The organism is Brucella pituitosa (assembly GCF_003049685.1).
GTDB lineage: Bacteria > Pseudomonadota > Alphaproteobacteria > Rhizobiales > Rhizobiaceae > Brucella > Brucella pituitosa.
Genome location: NZ_PYSY02000003.1, coordinates 126,515 through 147,455, shown reverse-complemented (window position 1 = coordinate 147,455; position 20,941 = coordinate 126,515). Strand labels below are relative to the sequence as shown.

Below are 20,941 nucleotides of genomic sequence, written 5' to 3'. Positions count from 1 at the left end.
CGTTCCTCCCCTTCTTTTCCGCCTCCTCAAGCGGTTTTGGAGGATACTATGACCGGGGATTCATCGCGGCAAGACGACTATAGATCAAAGCAACAAAGCTCTACCCACTAGTGGGTAAGCAAATTGTTCGTTGGGGGGAACTAGAGCATAATCCGACCCGAGTGAAACGAGGATCGATAAGATTATGCTTAAAATAGAAGAAGTTAGAGCGCCGATCTGGTCCAATCAGATCAAAACGCGCTCTAATGCGACGAGAGGCTCAGTCTGTTTTCAATGACATAGCGTGTGAGACCAGCAGTGCTGGCAATTCCGAGCTTCTTCTTGATATTCTTGCGATGTGTTTCAACCGTTGCTTCTGAAATCCCCAGTCTGGTCGCAATCTCACGATTGCTGCCACCTTCGGCGACCAGTACCAGCACATCGGCTTCGCGCGCCGACAGTCCTTCAGATTTTTTCTCGCCTCTTTCCAAGAGCGCTTCGGAAACGCCCGAAGAGAAATATGTGCCGCCAGATGCAACAGCATGAATTGCCGTGACAATTTCTGTTGTTGAAACATCTTTCAAAACATAGCCTGATGCACCACGCATAATAGACGTGGAAATGTATTCGCGACTGTCATGCATGGACAACATGAGGATACGAATACCGGGCAGTTGCTTCTTGAACAGTTCGATCGCATCAATGCCATTGAGAAGCGGCATATTGATATCCATCAACACCACATCGGGACCAACCGATGACGCAAGCTCCAAGGCGGTGCGGGCATTTGCAGCAGCGCCAACTATTTCAATATCGTCATAGGTTTCAAGAACCGCACGCAAACCGTCCAGAACCAGAGGATGATTATCGACCAGCAATACGCGAATTTTACATTCGTTCGTCATGCGACTCCTGATTCCAGCCTTTTTTCTGTGACCGACTTCGGCAACCGTGCGGTGAGTTGCGTACCATTTACGCCTGTTTCAACCAAGAGCACACCGCCAAAATGTGCCATACGTTCTTGCATATTCCGCAAACCCAGTCCCGATAGTCCATCCTTCAGCTCACGTGCGGTGAAGCCGTTGCCATTGTCGGTAATTGTCATTGTTATTTTGCCTTTCAGGCCGCGAAGCCGGATATCGACCTGGTTGGCACCCGAATGCCGCTCAATATTGGTAAGAGCTTCCTGCACAACCCGATAAAGCGCTGTACTTGGTTCCGGTTTCACCATTTCGCTCAAGCCACTTGCTTCAAAATGCGTCTCTATGCCCGTGCGTTCTGAAAAATGTTCGCAAAGTGCTTTCAAAGCTATCGTCAGCCCCAGGTCATCGAGAATACGCGGACGCAGATCATGTGAGAGACGGCGCACTTCCTTGATCGCTCCGTTGAGGGCGTCTGCTGCTTTTTCGATTGCCTGTGGAGCTCCGCCACTCGCTGTTCCGACCTGACGACTTGCAAGATCGATGGCATAGCGTACCCCTACGAGGTTCTGCGATATGCCGTCATGCAGTTCGCGTGCCAGCCGTGCTCTTTCTTCTTCCTGTGTATCGATGATGCGTTGTGCCAGCTCTTTCAGTTTGGTGTCGGCCATTCGCCGTTCCCGCAAGTTGAGCAGCATGCAGGTAGCGAAGACGAGCATCACTGCCGGGACGGCAATTAGGCTAACGATCAGGAATGTTGTGCGGATATTGGCTCGGAAATCCGCATTTGCTGCGGCGGTTTGTGCGTAGACATCATCGAGATAGACGCCCGTTCCGAGCATCCATTTCCATTTGTCCAGCCCCACAGCGAAGGATAGCTTATCAGCCATTTCGGCACTGGAGGGCTTTTCCCATTTATACTGATGCAGGCCACCTCCTTCCTTTGCCTTGCCAATCAGATTGGCGATGACGCGATCCCCATCCGGATCGACGAGATTGAGCCAGTTGTGCCCCGGCCGAAACAATTGGCGAGGATGAACTACGTTGTTGCCGTCATAGTCATAAACGAAAAAATAGCCGTCACGGCCGTAATCGAGCGACGTTAGGATCGCCCGCACTTTTTCCATGGCTTCCGCATCATCAGGACCGGCGTCCTCATAGATTTTCTGAATGGATGACAGTGCGAGATTGGTGAGGTTCAGCAGCTCCGTTTCCTTAGCCTTCAGCATGTTTTGCTCAAAAGTGGCAATGCTACTTTGCACAAGCTTTGCTGACTGCCATGTGATGAAGGCAGTTACGGTGAGGATAGCCACGATAAGCGGCACGATTGCCAATGCAACGATCTGATAACGTAGCGTCAAGTCCGAGCCTCCGACTTCATCGCACATGACTTTATCTTTAGATTGCTGTCACGTTAAGCGAAAGAGGAGTAACCCGAGTGTATCTCCCAAAAGTGCAAACCGGTTTTGGCCGGTTTTGGGATGAGGAACGGCTGCCCGGTCGCATCGATTTCAGTAGAGTCTGCAAGGTATGTTGGGCCATGTTGGAGCTGAACGCATGCATTGGCCCCCTATCCATTCACCTCTGCTCGCGTAACTGCTCAGCTGTGAGCGTTACGGAGCCAATCGGCGAGTGAACGGCGGCTGCCGGAGCGGCCGCGCATGGCCTCGGCTGCGCACATAGAGTTGAGCACGGCCTCCTGTGTAGATTCGGTTGCGGCACGAAAAAGAATATCGATGCGGTTTTCGTTAAGCGCTGCGAAATTCACGATATCGTTTGGTTCATCGTGGTCGAACGATACAGCTGTTGAAAACCCGACAGCTATGTCCCCGCTACCATGTCCCCAGAAAGCGCCAAGCCGTGCCAGGCCAGCACCACAGCGGCGCGTGACACGTTTTAACTGGCGATATTCCATCGGAACATCGGTCGCAAGAACGAGAATGACAGAGCCTTTTTCCGGTTGAGGCTGGGTTTTGGGGGAAGGCATACGCCCATCCGGCAGAACCAGATCACCCGCACGGCCAAAATTGGTGAGTGCCAAAACGCCCAGATGATACGATTTGCCATCTAGTTCGAACTGGCGTGAAGACGTGCCAATGCCTCCCTTGAAACCAAAACAAGTCATGCCTGTCCCAGCTCCGACGTTGCCTTGAGCAACACAGGAGCCTGAATTGAGCAGCGCCAGATGTGCATGTTCTTCGGTAACCGCCATTGCCTGAATGTCACTGAGGGGCCCATCATTGCATTCAAGCACAACCGGATTGACGGTTGCTGTCGTGCGGCCAATATCGGGATTGAACGCAATCGCTTCACGGATCAATGCGTTGGCGCAGGTCCCCACACCGAAGGTATTTGTGAGGAGAATTGGAGTTTCAAGAGTTCCCAATTCCTCAATTTGCAACAGACCCGTGCTTTTGCCGAAGCCATTGATAATATCGCAGGCAGCCAGCACCTTTCGGCGATACATGTTCCCGTCATGCGGGATGATAGCAGTAACGCCTGTATTGATATCACCCTCGCGCAACGTATGATGACCAACACGTACGCCCGGAACATCGGTGATGGCGTTGTTTGCACCTGTCGGCAAAATGCCACAAACGATGCCGAAGTCGCGTGCCGTATCAGTCATTTTTGTCTCCGGTTCCCGTCTTTTCCTAAAGGCGTCCAGCTTCTATAATGCGTTTGAGGAATGTCTGCGTACGTTCACCCTGCGGATTGCCGAAAATCTGCGAAGGTGGGCCTTCCTCATAGACTTTACCGCTTTGCAGAAAGCAGACCTTGTCTGCGACCTCGCGGGCAAAGCCCATCTCATGGGTGGCAAGCACCATGGTCATGCCTTTTTTGGCCAGATCACGCACGATATCAAGCACTTCTGATACAAGTTCAGGATCAAGTGCCGAGGTAATTTCATCCAGAAGCAGAAGTGTCGGATCCATCAGCAGGGCACGTACAATGGCCACACGTTGCTGCTGACCGCCGGAAAGACGGTCAGGATATTCCTTCGCCTTGTGATCAAGGCCAATGCGGGCGAGCAATGCCAGTCCCTTTTCCTCGGCTTCTTTGAGGGGCATGCCGAGAACTTTAGTCGGGGCCAGCGTCACATTTTCCATTACAGTCATATGAGGAAACAGGTTATATCCCTGAAAAACGATGCCGATCTCGCGACGTAACAAGTCAAGATCGACGCCCGGACCCGTGACCCGGTCACCATGGAGACGAATTTCACCTTCATCGATCGTTTCCAATCTATTGATGCACCGCAGCAGAGTAGATTTTCCGCATCCGGAGGGACCAATCAGGCAAACCACCTGATGTTCCTCGATGTCGAGAGAAATGCCGGATAGCACTTCCAGTGCGCCATAACGCTTATAAGCCTTATCAATTTCAATCAGTGCCATTTGTCTGGTCCTTTCTCACAGGCTCGAACGTGTTTTCCGACGATCCCGTTCGATCAGACGATCGACGAAACGCGCCTGTGGGATGGTGATCAGGATGAACAGAATGGCCACCGTGGTGACGGCTGAGAGATTGAAATAGTTGCTGGCGATGATCTTGGACTGGTTGAAGGCGTCGATTGTGCCGATGATGGCGACCAATGCAGTATCTTTTTGCAGGCTGATACAGTTGTTCATAAGTGGAGGGATGATCCCACGCACTGCAAGTGGAATTACGACATAGCGCATTGTGCGTGTATAAGAGAGGCCAAGCGAGCGGGCAGCCGCAATCTGGCTTGGGTGTACGCTTTCAATGCCTGCCCGGTAGACCTCTGACGTATAGGCGCCGTAGGTCAGCGTTAACGCGATAATCGCATAGGAAATTGAAGACAGATCCTTGATGATCGGCAGCCCTGTCAGTGGAAGGCCGAACCCAATGAGATAGATGGTTATGATAGCGGGCAAACCACGGAAAAGATCACAATAGAATGTTGCAAGCACGCGGATAGGTCTGCCAGCCTTACCCGGCAGCGTTCGGGCAATCGCTATGACCAGTGCCCAAACGAGGATCAACAAGGCCGCAATGAAGAAGATAATGATATTCGTGCCAAAGGCCTTGAGCACAGTGCCAGAGGATTTCACTATAAGACTGACGTCGAAGAACGTGCGGCTGACGGCAGCGTCATTGGCGATGAGAAACCATGCGCTCGCGCTGATGATCAGCAATGCCACAGCATAGGAAATAGCTTGCCAGGATATATCTGATGCCTGAGCGCCGAATGCCCGTCCCTGATAGATATCGGTATTGTTTCCGGCCTTGCTGGAGAGTTGAACGGCCCGCCAGGCAAACCAAAGGACGCCAAGCGGAGCAGTAAGAATAGCCAAGCTGGCCGCAATAATCGGTGTTGAAGACCAACCCTGGCTTATTGTGTAACTGGCAACACTATATGCGGTTTGTGCCATCGCCAGAAAGGTGAGGAACGAAAAGGCAAAAGCAAACAGAGATCGCCCACCATGGGTGTGGACCTTGTTGCGGTCGCGCCATTGTTGGGCGCGTTGCGCGCTGGCTTCAGGTGCCAGATGGGACATGACTTTACTCTCGATGAAACAGGTCAGGGCCTCACTTTATTCACCGCCGGATATGCATCCCGAAGAGTAAGAAACGGCTTTCGGGATGCGTGTCAAAACGAACAGTTAGAACACTCATCTGATTCATTCAGATCAAAACATGCCCTATATGCGGTGTACGAAGCGGAAACCCTCACTTGACCAGGGTCGTATTTGAATATTGACCGGGCTGCAGCCCTAACGCCAAGCTGCAGCCCGAAAGATCGGTAGTTTACGGCTTCCAGAGTGGGATATTATCGGGAGATGTACCCCATGACGGTAGCAGGTAAGCTTCCTCGAGTTTCTTGAGCGTACCATCCTTGTGCATGTCTTCGATCAGCTGATCGATGACTTTGCCATTCGGCGAACCCTTTGGATAAATGCCAGCGGTTTCACCGCTCGATTCATATTTACCCACCACAGCGAGCCTGCCGTTGGAATTGTGTGCCTGACCGAGCGTGATCGACAGATCGGTCATGACAGCATCGACCTTGCCTGCCGCAAGTGCGGTAAACATGGATGCGGTATCGTCAAAAACGTCAAGGCTTGCGACTTTGAGCGTGTCTTGTGCGAAAGGAACGAGTGTTGTTCCTGCTTGTGTACCCACCTTAACCGTTTTGATATCGGCTTCAGTCACAGGCTTATCGGCACGCGCCGCGACGCCGTAGCCCGAATTCATGTAAGGCGCAGAAAAGTCTACAACTTTCTTTCGTGGCTCTGTAACGGAAATCAGCGCCAGAGCGATGTCATAGTCCTTGTTCTGCCCAGCTACGATGGAGTCAAACGAAGCATTGACCAGTTTTACTTTATCGAGGCCCAGACGATGGGCAACATTAACCGCCATGCAGAATTCATAGCCGTCTTTGATCGTATCCGGCGTGTCGCCATTAAACTGGCCGACTGCAGGCAGATTGATGATGACTGTGAACTGGTCCGCTACTGCCGGTTCTATCTTCGCTGTGCCTTTTTCGCCGATCAGCGGACAGTCGCCATAACCCTCAGTGGCGGCAGATGCTGTGCTGGCATAAGTTATGACGGCGGCACTTGCAAAAAGTGCTCCGTAAGCGGTTTGTTTGAAAAGTTTTTTTATTGTCATGTTTCCCTCTTTTTATCCTTTGTTTGAAGGTTACTGTTGAAAAACTGGCTCACTCCCGGTGCGTGCGAGGTCCAGATAGACTTGCTGCAGACGACGTGTGATCGGCCCCGGCTTGCCGTCTCCGATTGTATGATCTTCGATGCCAATGATCGGCGTTACAAAGCTGGAAGCGCTGGTCAGAAATGCTTCCTTTGCACCCTTCGCCTCATCAACTGTGAAAAGACGTTCTTCGATGCTGAGGTGCTGCTCTTTGGCAATTTGCAAAACCGCCCGGCGAGTGCAGCCCGGTAAAATTGCATGCGAGTTCGGGCGGGTAATCAGCACATTCTCGTTGGTGATAATGAAAGCAGTTGACGAGCCGCCTTCAGTGACGAAACCATCCTCAATCAACCAGACCTCGTGGTAGCCCTTGGTCTTGGCTTGCTTCTTGGCCAGCACCTGCGCCAAAAGCATTACGGTTTTGATGTCGCGGCGCGCCCAGCGTGTGTCAGGGGCAACATCGACGCGTACGCCGTGAAGCACAGCAGGAGAATTCGCGAGATTTTTTGCCTGTGTCAGCATGACGAAGTTCGGCTTCATGTTGTCGGCGTAAACGAAGTCGCGCTCGGCTTCGCCGCGTGTAACCTGCATATAGACGACGCCTTCATGCAAAGCATTACGGCGAATTAGTTCTGTTTGAGCCTCGCGAATGTCACCGAGTGATGCAGGGAGCGGAATACCTATCTCCTTCACCGAACGTTCAAGGCGTGCGAGATGCAGATCATTGTCGACTAGACGTCCGTCGAGAACCGCACTGACTTCATAAATGCCGTCACCAAAAAGAAAGCCGCGATCAAAAACCGAAACTTTCGCTTCGCTCTCTTCTACGAAGGCTCCATTCAAATAAATTACCCTAGCCAAAACACGCCCTCGGACATTTCATTTTTTGTTGAGGGGGACGGTAAGTAAAAAGAATTTGGCAGGCCAATGCTATGTTTTGCAATCACTATGCAAAAAATGCATAACAGGTTTTGATGGCGATATCGTGCTCAGAGATTCCTCTGTAATGATGCTGTAAAGCCGAAATTTAAAGTGCGGGGCAGGTCGAAAATGGAACTGAAATGGCTTGAAGACTTTATCGCGCTTGCAAATACGTCGAGCTTTTCGCGCGCCGCTGATACACGCCATGTTACGCAATCTGCATTCTCGCGGCGGATCAAGCAGCTTGAGCTCTGGTTGGGGGTGACGCTTGTCAATCGGGCGGTTTTTCCCGCAGAACTTACGAAAGAAGGCAGGACTTTTCTGTCCATTGCGCAGGATACGGTTCGACAGTTTTACAACACCCGCAAGGCGTTCCAGCCAAATCGCGAAGTCAAAAACCCGGTCATCACCTTTTCGGCTCTACACACACTGACGGTTACTTTCTTCCCGCAATGGCTCAAGCAGATCGACGAGGAAATTGGCACTATACGCTCGCGGCTCAGTCCGGATCGGGGAGGGTTCGAAGATAACATCGCCACACTCACCGAAGGTGAGGTTGACTTCTTTCTCACCTATGCGCATCCGTCTGTGCCGATACTCATTGATCCTCAGCAATTTCCATCAATCGTGTTGGGTACTGACAGATTGATACCTGTTTCACGCCCTTCAGAAATTGGTCCAGTGCTGGATCATGCAATCGCCAACGGGGAGGCATTGCCTTATCTGAGTTACGGCGATTTTTCATTTTTCGGGGCGGCTCTTTCTCAAAAATTTTTCGTTGGACCCGATTTCAAACGACAGGTGATGCATGAGAACACGATCTCCATCGGGCTGAAGGCAATGGCGCTGGCGGGTTGGGGAATGGCGTGGCTGCCCGAAAGTCTTATTTATGATGAGGTGCAACAAGGAGAACTGGCGCGTGCTTCCACGGATTCCTATTGGGATCTCACCGTTGAAATCCGCATCTACCGTCACGATACTCCGCTTCAAAAGCACGCTGAAAGCTTCTGGGAATTCCTATGCGCAAAACGGAAGCTTATTTCAGAGCAAGGGATTTGATACGCAGCGACCAGATGTTCAGCAAAAGGCATCCAAGGTTTGGATGGCGGGTGATGGTAAAGCCGGCGTGTGACGGAATTTCGGTTTCAAACCAGCGGTAGTCTCAGATCCGGGCTGAATTGCTAATGATGTCATTGCGGAGATCAGCTTCGCATTGACCTTTCATAGCGTTGTCATCTAAGCAACGCTGCGTTCCTCCGGGGATGGCTGGTGCTGGAGCGCAAACTGATCATACTTGCCCGAAAGCGCGTATGAAGAAACCACAAGGAGAGCCGCGTGAAGGGGAATAACGTATTTGCTTTGCGACATATCTGGTTGCATGCATTTGTGCTGCTGATCATTTCTATTTCAGAACTGATAGGCATCCAAAAATTATCCATCGGTATTGGTGCTGTCATCTTTTTGCCTATGCTTTACGCATTTGCTTTAGGTGTCGTCTTTAATCCCAATATTCTTAAGGTAACCGGCAAAGTCCTGAAATCGGATTCGGTTAAGCTTTCCGGCACAATGATCACCATTGCCATTATGCCGTTTATTGCCAAGTTTGGCACAACGGTTGGCCCGCAGATTGAAAACATCATTGCTGCCGGTCCTGCTCTGGTATTGCAGGAAATTGGTAATTTGGGCACCATCGCGTTGGCGTTCCCGATAGCGGTGTTTGTGCTGCGTATGGGACGTGAAACCGTCGGCGCAACCTACTCTATCGATCGTGAACCAAATCTGGCTTTGATTGCCGATAAATATGGACTTGATAGTCCCGAAGGTGCCGGTGTGATGGGCGTTTATGCGACCGGCACTTTGATTGGTACATTCGTTTTCGCGCTGTTGCCGCCGATCGTTCACAGTTTCGGACTGTTTGATTTCCGCGCGCTTGCCATGTCATGCGGCGTGGGTTCAGGCAGCATGCTCGCCGCCTGTACTGGCGGATTGGTCAGTGTAATTCCGGAACAGAAGGATCTGATCCTGGCTTTGGCTGCAGCCAGCAATATTCTCACTTATGCGACGGGCCTCTATGTCGGCTTGTTCGTGGCGCTGCCTTTGACGGAATGGCTCTATAAGAAGTGCCGTCCTGAAGAATATCGCGATGCTGCATAAGGGGACGAGAATATGACTTCCGATTCTATGAAAAACAAAATCGACACTCTGACCCTGTCCGTTGAGACGACCGATGAGCGTAAGATTGATATCGTCGAAAATGCACTGCTGCTGATAATCGCCTGTTTTCTCGGGTTGGTTGCCAACTGGATTGGCACCGGTGTTACACCGGTACAGGCTCTGCCTGGCATGGCGATTCTTTATGCAGCGTCCATCTTTGGTTTGATGCTGGCCCGCTTCATGCCATTTTATCTGCCAAGTGTTGCATGGGTTTCGCTGATTGCCATCATCATCACCATTCCGGGTGTACCGGGCGCTGATTACGTGGTGGCCAAAGTCGCTGACCTGAACTTCCTGGCACTCGCGACACCTGCGCTTGCCTATGGCGGTCTGGCACTGACCCGCAACGAGTTTGAGATCGCCCGCCGCTCGGGCTGGAAGATCGTTATCGTTGCCATCTGCGTGATGATCGGTACTTATCTTGGCTCAGTTATTGTCGCGGATCTGACATTGCGTATAACGGGATAAAAGGTTTCCGGGGCAGGTTCATGAACCTGCCCCGGTTAGATGTCTCACATAGGGAATATTCATATGGCTGTTTTTCCGTCAGAAGCTGATATCGCGGAAGCGCTTGCATGGCGGCATGATTTACACCGCCATCCTGAATTGGGTTTTGAGGAAAATCGTACAGCCGGGTTCATTGCTGACAAGCTCGTGCAATGGGGCTTTGCCGTCAGGACGGGCTTTGCCCGAACGGGTGTCATTGGTAGTTTGACGCGTGGTACATCCAAGCGCTCCATTGGTATCCGTGCTGATATGGATGCATTGCCGATTGTCGAGAAAAGCGGCGTAACCTACGCCTCGCAGACGACAGGAAAGATGCACGCCTGTGGGCACGACGGGCATGTAACAATGGCTCTTGCCGCCGCGAAAGCAATCAGTCAGCTCGAATTTGATGGCACAGTGCATTTCATCTTTCAGCCAGCAGAAGAAAACGAGGGCGGCGGCCGTGAAATGGTTCGTGAGGGTCTGTTCACAGATTTTCCTGTTGACGCGATCTATGGCCTGCACAATTGGCCAGCGCTTGATGTGGGCACATGTGTAGCGCGTGACGATGCCATGATGGCGGCGTTTGGCACATTTGAGATCGAAGTCACAGGCAAGGGTGCTCATGGAGCCATGCCACATGAAGGTGCTGACCCTGTGGTTGCAGCAGCTCAGATCGTCACTGCTCTGCAGACCATCGCCAGCCGTAACGTATCACCGCTTGAATCCGCCGTTGTTTCCGTGACGCAGATACATGGTGGCGACGCCTGGAATGTCATTCCTGAGAGCATGACGATCCGTGGCACGACACGCTGGTTCTCAACTGAAGTCGGAGCCACGATCTCTCGTCGTATGCAAACGCTGGCAGCGTCGATTGCAGAAGGTTTTGGCTGTACGGCGCGTGTCATATACGAAGAACGCTATCCATCGACAATCAATACAGCGGAGAATGCCCGCAAGATACGTGAACTGGCTGCTTCGCCTGATCTTGGTCTTAAGGTGCTTGATGTGGCACCAAGCATGGCTGCGGAAGATTTCGCGTTCATGCTCCAGGAAAGCCCGGGCTGCTATTTCTGGCTTGGCAGCCGCCGTGATGGAAATAATCCGGGCCTGCATTCGCCTTATTATGATTTCAACGATGCGCTTTTGCCAATAGGTGCCAATTTCTGGATCAAGCTCGTCGCGACTGAACTGTCTCCGGAGTAATGATCGTGTTGCGATATCCGGGATGCGTGTTGACCAACGGTGGCTGCTGAGCAACATACCGGTATGGAAACGCTCGACGCTAAAGAATTACGTATGTTCATAGCGGTGGTCCGGATCGGTTCGATCCGGGGTGCTGCCGAACACATGAACGTCGCGCCTTCGGTGGTGAGCCGCCAGATTGCGGATACAGAACGCAATATAGGCTTGCCGTTGTTTGAACGCAACGCGCGTGGCATGGCTTTGACCGAAGCGGGTGAGCTGGTTCTTGAGCATAGCAGGCGTGTCCTTGAAGAAAGCAGCCTTTTGACGGAGCAATTAGGCCTCCTCAAAGGTGTGCAACAGCGGCGTGTCCGCATCCTGTGCGGAGAGGGGTTTCTGGCCGATGTGCTTGAGTATGGACTTGGCTCTTTTGTAAAAGTTTACCCGGACGTTCAGTATGATCTGCAACTTGGCAGCACCGAAAGCGTTCTTGATGGTATTGCCAATGGCGATGCGGATATTGGTATTGCTTACAATCCGCTGCTGGATACGCGGGTTCGTTCGCTGGCTATTTCACGACAGCCGCTGTGTGTAGTGACGCCGCCTGAGCACCCGTTGCTGAAAAAAGACCGATTGCATCTTGCTGACTGTGCAGGCTTGCCCAATGCGCTTTTGCGCCCGGGGCATGGCATCACGCAATTGGTCACGCGTGTTGCCGCTGATCGCGGTTTTGCTATTGCCCCCTTGGTGGAAACGACATCAATCGATGTTCTGCGACGGTTTGTGATTGCCGGCCTTGGCATATCTTTTCTGCCTCGCTTTGCAGTATCCACCGAGCTTGCGCGTGGCGCGGTCGGAATACGCGAACTGTCGGACCCGCCATTAGCTGAAGCGAGTGCGCATTTGATGGTGCGCGCACGCCGCCGCCTGCCGCTTTCGGTTGAACGCCTCAGCGGTTTCCTCGCTGGCAGCATGGCGGCCTTCAGGTAAGATATCCATTCGACTGTTGCTTGCGGTGGGACGCTGCGTTGTCCGCAATCCGGCTATGCGCTGCCCCCCATAGGTGCGAGCTTTCCTCCATTGAATTTTGACTGGCCCCGGCCGGTTTGATAAAAATGGAGATGCGGAATGTCGCTACAAGAAAAACCGGTGATTGGCGTTGTGGGCCTCGGCAGTATGGGGCTGGGCATGGCGCAGACGCTTGCGGCGAAAGGGTTTGCGACGCTGGGTTTTGATTTGTCTGCCGAACGTAAGGCGCTGGCGGAAAAGGCGGGTGTAACGCCGTCTGACACGCTGGACCTCCTGTTTGAGAAGTCGAACTTTCTTGTTTTCTCCCTACCGACGGCACGCGATGTTGAAAACGTCGTCAATGCGCATAGTCATCTGTTGGCAAATACCGATCGCGGTCGTGTGATCATTATCGACACTTCCACATCTGAACCCGATGTAAGCCGCGCGCTTGCGGCCAAGCTTGATGCCATGGGACATGGGTTCCTTGATGCGCCCGTCAGCGGTGGACCGGCTGGTGCGGCCTCAGGCAAATTGACCATGATGATTGGCGGCAGCGATGCCGATCTGGCGCTCGCCCAGCCCGTGATCGAAACCATGGCCGCCAAAGCACTGCATGTCGGCCCAAGCGGTGCAGGTAATGTCGCAAAGCTCGTCAATAATCTGTTGGCGGCCGCGCATATGGTGACCACCAGCGAGGGGCTGAAGCTGGCGCTTGCTGCCGGAATAAGCCCGGAATCCGCATTGCGCGTGCTGAATGCTGCATCAGGGAAGTCTATGATAAGCGAGGTCCATTTCCCGACCTGGGTAATGAACGACCGGTTCGACAGCGGCTTTTCGATGGGGCTGATGCGCAAGGATGTTCGTCTTGCCCAGGAAATGGCCGTGCGCACCGGTGCGGAAAACCCGCTGACATCGGTTGTAGCAAAGCTTTGGGCTGGTGCTGATCACCTCAAAGACAGTGATGATTTCACCCGCATGGGTGCGTTTCAGCCTGAATCCTCCAAATGAAGAGCAATATGATGACCCAACCGATTGACCCACAGGCACAGGCTGCCCGCATCTCCGAGATTTTCAAAGGCTTCTTTCCAAAAGGCGAAATAGGCAGTTTCGTAAACGGGGAAATAATCGCAGGCAGTGGTGCCGATCAGTACCTCACCGATCCAGCGACCGGCAAGGTCTTCGCGTCGTTTAAGGACGCAGACCAGTCGATCATCAATGCCGGTATGGATAGTGCTGCCCGCGCTCAGAAAGAGTGGATGTCACTAACGGCGTCAGCACGCGGTCGTGTGATGAATGAAATCGCCCGGCGTATTCGCGAACATGCGCCTTTGATTGCCGAAATTGAAAGCCGCTCCGCAGGTCGTCCGATCCGTGACATTCGTGGCGAGGCCGTACGTGTCGCCGAAATGTTTGAATATTATGCCGGTTGGTGCGACAAGCTTTACGGCGATGTTATTCCTGTTCCGAGCAGTCATCTCAATTATACTCGTCACGAGCCAATTGGCGTTGTCACACAGATTACGCCATGGAACGCACCACTTTTCACCGGCGGCTGGCAGATTGCACCGGCAATCTGTGCAGGCAATGGCGTCGTAATTAAACCCTCCGAACTAACGCCTCTTTCCACGCTCATTCTTGGCTTGATGTGCGAGGAGGGCGGAGCGCCACGCGGATTGGTCAACGTTATTGCGGGGCAGGGACCGACTGCGGGTCAGGCTGCGGTTTCGCATCCGCGCACCGGTCTTGTCGTTTTTGTTGGCTCGGCACAGGCAGGTTCTGCCATTGCAGCAACGGCTGCCAAAAATGTTGTTCCCTGCATACTTGAGCTCGGTGGGAAGTCCGGGAATATCGTCTTTCCGGATGCCAATATCGAGCGTGCAATTGTCGGCGCACAGTCGGCAATCTTCAGCGGTGCCGGTCAGAGCTGCGTTTCGGGTTCACGCTTGTTGGTACATCGTTCTATCCATCAGCAGTTTGTAGAGCGCTATGCCGATGCGGCAAACCGGATCGTTGTCGGTAATCCATATGACGACAATTCGCATATCGGTCCGATTAACAACGAACGCCAATGGTCAAAGATCGATCAGATGGTGCGTGACGGCGTTGCCGACGGTGCTGTTCTTGCAGCAGGCGGCAAAAAGCCTGAACAGCTGGAGGAAACAGGCGGATATTATTATGCCCCGACGATCCTCGACCGGGTTGAACCGGGAATGGCGATCGCAAAGGAAGAAGTGTTCGGTCCGGTTGTTGCCGTAATGCCTTTCGATGACGAAGCAGAAGCGATTGCCCTTGCAAATGACAATCCTTACGGGCTTGCTGGTGCTGTGTGGACAGAGAATGTAGCGCGCGCACATCGGGTGGCTGCAAATGTGCGGGCAGGCACCTTCTGGATCAATGGCTATAAAACCATTTCGGTCATGTCCCCATTCGGTGGTTTCGGGCGTAGCGGTTACGGACGCTCAAGTGGCAAGGATGCACTGATGGCCTACACGCAGGCTAAGAGCATATGGGTCGAAACGGCAGAAAACCCTGCCGTGACTTTTGGGTATTCGCCCGAAGCTTAAAGCGCATAGGCTTGCGTTCATCTGACAGTAAAGGTGATGATAAAGAGTATCTGACAAATACAGTACGCTTTATCATCATCCCGAATTCCGATTTTTATTGTGTTATAAATTCTATTTTGGATCACGAGTTTTAGCTTTTCACCGATTTAAGATAATTTCAGCTGCTTTCTCCGCGATCATGATAACTGGTGAATTTGTATTGCCGGACACAATCTTTGGCATGATCGATGCGTCGACAACACGCAGCCCCTCAATGCCGCGTACTCGCAAATTATCATCGACAACCGAGTTGGTGTCACTTCCCATCTTGCATGTCCCGACCGGATGGAAAATCGTCGTCGCGATGTCTCCAGCACGCTGAACCAGCTCATCATCACTTTGATGTTGAATACCTGGAAGCATTTCAAACGGCTGGTATTTTGCAAGTGTTCTTGTTGCCATCAAATTACGCGCGTGACGAATGGACTTAGCCGCGACCAGTTTATCTCCAGGGGTTGAGAGATAATTGGGTCGGATATGAGGTGAAAGTTCTATGTCTGGCCCAGCAATATGAACCGAACCTCGGCTTTCAGGGCGCAAATTGCATACAGAAACGGTCACAGCCGGATAACGATGCAGTGGCTCGCCCAGCCGGTCTGTGCTAAGTGGCTGAACGTGATACTCAAGATCCGGCGTTTCCAGAGAAGTATCGCTCTTTGCAAAAATTCCGAGCTGGCTTGGGGCCATTGAAAGAGGGCCGGAACGGCGAAAAGCATATTGCAGTCCCATACCTGCACGCTTGAAAAGATTATGATAAAGCTGGTTCAGCGTGCTCGCACCTTCGATGCGAAACACTGTACGGATTTGCAGATGATCCTGCAAATTCTCACCAACACCGGATAAGGCATGTTTGGGTGTGATGCCGGAGTTTTTGAGAATGTCGGGATTACCAATGCCTGATAGTTCAAGAATTTTGGGTGAGTTGATCGCTCCGGCAGACAGAGTAATTTCTCCCTTGGCCGTCGCAATGCATGACTGTCCATTTTTGCGGAAGCGAACACCAGTCGCACTTTTCCCGTTGATTTCAAGCCCCTCAACTTCAGCGTCAATGATCACGCGTAGATTAGGTCTTTTCAGCGCGGGTCGAAGAAAGGCTTTCGTCGTGTTCCAGCGAACGCCATCCTTTTGATTGACTTCAAAATAGCCGGAACCTTCATTGTCGCCGCCATTGAAATCATCGGTTTTTGGAATCCCTATTTCTTCTGCAGCATCGCGAAATGCATCCAGAATCGGCCAAGAAACTCGTTGTTTCTCCACACGCCATTCACCGCCCGCCCGGTGCAGGGGTGTATTTCCGCGAAAATTGTCCTCTGATTTTAGAAAATAGGGCAGTACCTCATCCCAGCCCCAACCTTTATTACCCGCCTGCTGCCAGTTATCATAATCGGCTGCCTGTCCACGCATATAAATCATGCCGTTGATGGAAGAGCAGCCACCCAGCACTTTGCCGCGCGGATAGGCAAGCGAACGTCCATTGAGGCCCGCTTCGGCTTGTGTTCTCATCATCCAATCTGTGCGCGGATTACCCATACAGTAAAGATAACCGATCGGGATATGTACCCAATGATAGCGATCATTTTTGCCGGCCTCGAGCAGCAGAACGCGGTTTTGAGGGTTGGCCGATAAACGATTGGCCAGAACACAGCCTGCGGACCCTGCACCAACAATGATAAAATCGTAAGTGCCTTCATCTTTCAGAGGTTGATTGACGCTGCTTTTCACGCCGCTTCCTCCGTCGCTGCTGGTTCAACTGCGGCCATGCGCTTCCATATCGGTGCCATTGCATCAGCGATATCGCGGTAAAGCTGATAACGACGGGCATAATGTGCAGCGCGTAACGCGTTAGGTTGATAGTTGCGCTCGCTACGAACCATGGCATTGGCTCCGGCTTCGAAGTCTGCAAAAATTCCGACAGATGTTCCTGCAGCAATGGCCACACCCAACGCTCCCGTTTGGTTGGAATGAGTTACTGTGACAGGAACGCCCAATACATCGGCAAATATTTGCGGCCAGAGCAGGCTGCGCGAGCCGCCACCGGAAATCACGGCTTCATTGAAATCAACACCCGCTATGCGCAATGTTTCAATATGCTGACGATGACCAAAAGCCACGCCTTCTAAGAGTGCGCGGATCAGATGACCTTTTGTATGCCATCCCGCAACGCCGTAAAAGCCAGCCCGTGCATTACCGTTTTGCTGCGCACCATAAAGAAACGGATGGTAGATCGGATCATTGGCGGCAGGCTCAATTGCGCCAGCCAGTTCGCAACAGATATCAAACGGGGAGCGCGGATCAGCGTGCTCGTCATGAAAAAACTCGCGCACCAGCCATTCCAGATTGGCTGCCGACGTCGCACTCGACTCGATTGCCATAAATCGTTCACGGTCAAAAGTTGACGACATGAAGACTGGCCTTTTCAGAATTGGTTTGTCAGTAATGACCTGATTAATGCTCCATGTGCCAACAATAATGGATGCCGCATTGGTTCGGGTTACGCCAGAACCAATGGCTGAGGCCACAACATCAAAAAGTCCGCCGATAACCGGCGTGCCAACTGCAAGTCCGGTTTGTTCTGCTGCGCTCTCAGAGACCGTTCCGGCGATATCGGCGCTTTCAATAAGAGGTGGCAGCAAATCCATGCAATCACCAAGGCCGTATGCACACATTAAGTCGTGATCATATTGTCGTTTGGCGACATTGAGTAAGCCGCTGCCGGCCATATCGGACGTCTCGCTCACTCGCTGGTCGGTCAGTCTATTGACGATGAAATCCTTGCAGAAAAAAACTGTCCCGATTTTTGCAAAGAGTTCCGGTCGCTTTTGTTTGATCCATGCGAGCAGCGTTGGTGTTTGCGAAGGCCAGGGGCGCTGGAGCGAAATCGGATAGGTGCGATCGCCCACATTTGCGGATTGCCATTCTTCGACAAGATCTGCGGCACGTGTATCGAGCGATTGGATGGCCAGCAATGGTTCGCCCTCCCGATCAAGCGTATACAACCCGTTGCCATGTCCCGCACAGCCAATAGCGGCAATCTGCGTTGGGCGTATGCCCGCATCAATGATTGCCTGTTTAATCACCGCACGGGCATTCGACCATAGCTCTGTGAGGCCGCGCTCCACATGACCGGGATGCGGCATACGGCTATGTCCCTCCTCTGCAACGGATGCAACTTCATTGCCGTGCAGGTCAAAGATCACGGCCTTGATGACGGTGTTGCCGGCATCCAGCCCTAAAAGATACTCTCCCAAACTGAACCCCTCCCAAGGTTTTGTTCTTATATCTAGCGATTTGTTTCCGACATTTGCATCCGTCAGTTACAAGCGTTGAGCAAATGTCGGGATCAAATATCAAATTCAATCCACTAGCCTTGTTGGTAGAGAGTGTAGGCATCCTCACCCTTTGCATCGTTGTGGATGATTGCCATTAACCCGCGCACAACTGCGCCCGGATTTTTATGCTGGTAGATATTGCGCCCGTACACCATACCGACAGCACCCTGCTGCATCAGCGCTGCGGACTTTTCAAACACAGCGCGTAGATCTTCCTTACCACCACCACGCACCAGAACGGGGCAACGTGCGGCCTCTACCACGCGGTGAAAATCCTCTGCATTGGTCGTCGGATCGGCTTTGATGATATCTGCGCCCATTTCGCGGGCAAGTCTTGTCAGGGTCACGATTTTATCGGCGTCACCGTCGACCATGTATCCGCCGCGCTCCGTCACCGGCTGCATGACCAATGGTTCAATCATCAATGGCATGCCATATTTATCGCAATCAGCGCGCACACGCGCAATATTCTGCACGCACTGACGGAAAAGATCAGGCTCGTCCGGCACCATAAACAGATTGACGACCACGCAAGCGGCATCCATTTTGATAGCGCCGATCAGCGGTTCAGCTTCATTTTGCAAAACGGCCCACATGGCCCGATGGCGGATATGATTATAGGGATTTCCCATATCAATACGCATCACCAGTGCCGGTTTGTCTTTGCCTTGCACATCCTGCAGCAGATCAGCCTGACCATAATTCATCTGAATGGCATCAGGAGCTGCACTGATCAATGCCTTGACAATCGCTTGCATGTTTTCAAGCCCGTCCAAAAAAGAAGGCTCGTTGCAGACACCGTGGTCAATCGCCACATCAAGGCAGCGTCCGCTACCAAAAAGGCGGTTCATCCGTACTTTAGAATTACCACGCATGATGTACTCCCTGTTTATTTCTGTCGTTAAGAATATCGAGGCCAACGCTATGGCGCTCATGGAGAAGCGTGAGAAACCGGCTACGCTCGTTGCTTTTTTGTGTTGGTGGCCAGCACTTTTCTTGTGCCAGCAGATCAAGCGCGGCATCCGTCATCTCGAGGGATAGTTGCCCGCTGATGGCCAAAGTGGTGCGTCGCAACAAAAGATCATCAAGATGTTCGACCGCTTCACTTTTGATCAGGTAGCGTAACTCGCGAACTGAATAATCTGCACATGGGAGTAGCTGATCCGGCTCTTGTCCGATGAACTCCGCTATTGCCTGAGCATCAGTGCCATAGCGTTGAAAAAGCTCTGCTATTCTCGTTTCTGGTAGGCCAGTTTTGGCGATCAGATGCGCAATCCACGCGTCTGAATTTGCCGGATAATTCCGCCCGCCACCAATCGCACGATCAGTTGTACCTACAAGCCGAGGTCTGTTGAGACGCTGCAAAACCAAGTCGGCGGCCAGGGCACCAAAAGAGCGAAATGTCGTCCATTTGCCACCAATCATGCATAGGATCGGCGGATTAACTCCTGTGTGTCCTATACCCGTGGGTTCTATAAAAGTGCAGTAATGCTCGCGTGGAATGCGACCGGTGAAATTGTCTTTACTGGCGGGTAGCGGTCTCACACCGGAAAACTGAAACACAATGTCCTGCGGTTCAATTTTAATATCGGGCAGCACAAAACCCAGTGATTGAAGAATATAATCCCGCTCATCGGGACTGCATATGGCTTCTTCCGGATTATCAATGCGGATATCCGTAGAGCCGACCAGTACTTTGCCGAGATATGGAAAAAGGATGCAAATGCGCCCGTCTTCGTTCTCGTAATAAAGCATGTGCTCGCCCAGTGCGTTGCGTAAAGCATCATTCTCAATAATCAGATGCGAGCCTTTTGTTCCACCCAACAGCGGTGCCCCATGAGAAGCCTCAGGCAACAGGTTTTCATTGGCAATATCAATCCAGCCACCGGTAGCGTTGACAATCAAAGTCGGTTGGATGGGGGTTCGTGTCCCATTGATGTGGTCGAGTACTGTAAAGCCGCCATTTCCTTGGCTTTGCAGTTCAGCATAATTCAGTGCCCGCGCATTTGGGCCTGCCGAAAACCCGTCCTGTAAAAGTTCAAAACCAATGCGTTCCGGTTGTTTAACCCATGCGTCGTAATAGGTTGCCGAGCTTTTGACGGTAGGATTAAGCGCTGGCCATTTATCAAGTGTTGCCCGCCGCCCGCGAAAGTGATGTTTGGGCATAAGTGCACGTTTACGCGTAAGATAATCGTAAATACTCAATCCTGCTTTAACGACAATTGCGCCTCGTCGGCTTGGCTTACGGCTCAATCCAAGAAAACGCACAATACTATTTGCGAGCCCCGAAAAGACACCAAACACCGGAACGGTGGTTGGTAACGGGTGAACCAGATGCGGTGCGTTGCGCAATAGCCGGTCACGCTCCACGAGAGATTCTTTCACCAGGTTGAACTCACCGTTTTCGAGATATCGCAGACCGCCATGCACCATGCGCGACAGAGCCGCACTGGCACCTGAGCAATAGTCGTGCTTCTCAACAAGCACAACGGAGAGTCCTTGCAGCGTTAGTTCACGGAACACACTGATCCCGTTAATACCACCGCCAACAACGCACACGTCTACCTTCGGACTTTCATGAAGTCCGCTCAATATCTCTTCACGGGTCATGATGGGT

Annotated in this window: 18 protein-coding genes; 7 read left to right on the top strand and 11 right to left on the bottom strand. The window is 52.2% G+C overall.

Going from position 1 to position 20,941, the window contains the following annotated elements; translation table 11 throughout:
- Positions 1–242: 242 nt before the first annotated feature.
- The 7 genes from mctR to C9380_RS20985 all read right to left on the bottom strand — a co-directional run bounded on the left by mctR (position 243) and on the right by C9380_RS20985 (position 7,418).
- Entirely contained in the window at positions 243–884 is a 642-nt protein-coding gene (mctR, locus tag C9380_RS21015) for a two-component system response regulator MctR (RefSeq protein ID WP_100559853.1), read from the bottom strand.
- Positions 881–2,260 carry a two-component system sensor histidine kinase MctS gene (gene mctS / locus C9380_RS21010; RefSeq protein ID WP_100559855.1) on the bottom strand — a complete coding sequence of 460 codons (1,380 nt, stop codon included), beginning with the start codon at positions 2,258–2,260 and terminating at the stop codon, positions 881–883. Before mctS ends, mctR begins: the two co-directional genes overlap by 4 nt.
- 239 nt (positions 2,261–2,499) lie before the next feature.
- Complete coding sequence (locus C9380_RS21005) at positions 2,500–3,528, bottom strand: DmpA family aminopeptidase (protein ID WP_128094552.1); 1,029 nt, start codon at positions 3,526–3,528, stop codon at positions 2,500–2,502.
- A gap of 25 nt (positions 3,529–3,553) precedes the next feature.
- The gene (locus C9380_RS21000; protein WP_100559859.1) at positions 3,554–4,297 is read right to left on the bottom strand and encodes an amino acid ABC transporter ATP-binding protein; all 744 of its coding nucleotides are present in this window, start codon (positions 4,295–4,297) and stop codon (positions 3,554–3,556) included.
- Positions 4,298–4,312: 15 nt separating this feature from the next.
- Positions 4,313–5,422, bottom strand: a complete 1,110-nt coding sequence (locus tag C9380_RS20995; RefSeq protein ID WP_128094551.1) for an amino acid ABC transporter permease — start codon at positions 5,420–5,422, stop codon at positions 4,313–4,315.
- A gap of 250 nt (positions 5,423–5,672) precedes the next feature.
- Entirely contained in the window at positions 5,673–6,536 is an 864-nt protein-coding gene (locus C9380_RS20990) for an ABC transporter substrate-binding protein (protein WP_100559862.1), read from the bottom strand.
- Between the two features lie 30 nt (positions 6,537–6,566).
- Complete coding sequence (locus C9380_RS20985; protein WP_105535219.1) at positions 6,567–7,418, bottom strand: D-amino-acid transaminase; 852 nt, start codon at positions 7,416–7,418, stop codon at positions 6,567–6,569.
- A gap of 207 nt (positions 7,419–7,625) precedes the next feature.
- Here C9380_RS20985 and C9380_RS20980 point away from each other — a divergent pair, with 207 nt between their 5' ends.
- From C9380_RS20980 to C9380_RS20950, 7 genes are all read left to right on the top strand, one after another.
- Positions 7,626–8,555, top strand: coding sequence for a LysR family transcriptional regulator (locus C9380_RS20980; RefSeq protein ID WP_128094550.1), 930 nt, complete (start codon positions 7,626–7,628; stop codon positions 8,553–8,555).
- Between the two features lie 276 nt (positions 8,556–8,831).
- On the top strand, positions 8,832–9,650 hold the full coding sequence (locus C9380_RS20975) for a DUF3100 domain-containing protein (RefSeq protein ID WP_105535217.1): 819 nt from the start codon (positions 8,832–8,834) through the stop codon (positions 9,648–9,650).
- 12 nt (positions 9,651–9,662) lie between these two features.
- Positions 9,663–10,178, top strand: coding sequence for a hypothetical protein (locus C9380_RS20970; protein WP_094542141.1), 516 nt, complete (start codon positions 9,663–9,665; stop codon positions 10,176–10,178).
- A 63-nt stretch (positions 10,179–10,241) separates the two neighbouring features.
- On the top strand, positions 10,242–11,402 hold the full coding sequence (locus C9380_RS20965) for a M20 aminoacylase family protein (protein WP_128094549.1): 1,161 nt from the start codon (positions 10,242–10,244) through the stop codon (positions 11,400–11,402).
- 39 nt (positions 11,403–11,441) lie between these two features.
- Positions 11,442–12,371, top strand: a complete 930-nt coding sequence (locus C9380_RS20960) for a LysR family transcriptional regulator (protein WP_247877637.1) — start codon at positions 11,442–11,444, stop codon at positions 12,369–12,371.
- Positions 12,372–12,509: 138 nt separating this feature from the next.
- Positions 12,510–13,400, top strand: a complete 891-nt coding sequence (locus C9380_RS20955; RefSeq protein ID WP_128094548.1) for an NAD(P)-dependent oxidoreductase — start codon at positions 12,510–12,512, stop codon at positions 13,398–13,400.
- Positions 13,401–13,411: 11 nt separating this feature from the next.
- Positions 13,412–14,956, top strand: coding sequence for an aldehyde dehydrogenase family protein (locus tag C9380_RS20950; RefSeq protein WP_128094828.1), 1,545 nt, complete (start codon positions 13,412–13,414; stop codon positions 14,954–14,956).
- 138 nt (positions 14,957–15,094) lie between these two features.
- On the opposite strand, the gene C9380_RS20945 is transcribed toward C9380_RS20950, so the two are convergent.
- The 4 genes from C9380_RS20945 to C9380_RS20930 form a co-directional block, all read right to left on the bottom strand.
- On the bottom strand, positions 15,095–16,717 hold the full coding sequence (locus tag C9380_RS20945) for a GMC family oxidoreductase (protein ID WP_128094547.1): 1,623 nt from the start codon (positions 16,715–16,717) through the stop codon (positions 15,095–15,097).
- Positions 16,714–18,243 carry an FGGY-family carbohydrate kinase gene (locus C9380_RS20940; protein WP_128094546.1) on the bottom strand — a complete coding sequence of 510 codons (1,530 nt, stop codon included), beginning with the start codon at positions 18,241–18,243 and terminating at the stop codon, positions 16,714–16,716. The genes C9380_RS20945 and C9380_RS20940 overlap by 4 nt, the downstream gene beginning before the upstream one ends.
- A gap of 113 nt (positions 18,244–18,356) precedes the next feature.
- Positions 18,357–19,199: a class I fructose-bisphosphate aldolase gene (locus C9380_RS20935; RefSeq protein ID WP_128094545.1), complete on the bottom strand. Its 843-nt coding sequence runs from the start codon at positions 19,197–19,199 to the stop codon at positions 18,357–18,359.
- Entirely contained in the window at positions 19,189–20,934 is a 1,746-nt protein-coding gene (locus tag C9380_RS20930) for a glycerol-3-phosphate dehydrogenase/oxidase (RefSeq protein ID WP_128094544.1), read from the bottom strand. Before C9380_RS20930 ends, C9380_RS20935 begins: the two co-directional genes overlap by 11 nt.
- Positions 20,935–20,941 lie beyond the last annotated feature (7 nt).